Consider the following 231-nt stretch of genomic DNA (forward strand, 5'->3'; position numbering starts at 1 on the left):
GCCGGGCCGGCGCGACGAGGCGCGTGACGGCGAGCCAGTTGAGAAGCAGTGTCGCCGCCGTCAGAGCGAGCGCGAGCCCGCCGGCGAGGCGAACCCGCTGCCAGACACGGGCCGCCGCGGCGGTCGGGTCGGGCCAGGACGTGACGCTGCCGATCGCGCGCTCCCGATAGACGACGGCGCGGATCGTCGGCTCGAGCGCGGCGTCCGCCGCGAGCGCCGCCCGAAACCACG

Annotated in this window: 1 protein-coding gene; it reads right to left on the reverse strand. The window is 77.5% G+C overall.

The genetic code is table 11. The features are described 5' to 3' along the window. Positions 1-231: hypothetical protein (locus tag KZZ06_RS22345; protein ID WP_219582076.1), on the reverse strand; the 231-nt coding region annotated here is incomplete at both ends.

Origin of the sequence: Sulfitobacter sp. CW3, assembly GCF_019392245.1 — a bacterium.
Lineage (GTDB): Bacteria > Pseudomonadota > Alphaproteobacteria > Rhodobacterales > Rhodobacteraceae > Sulfitobacter.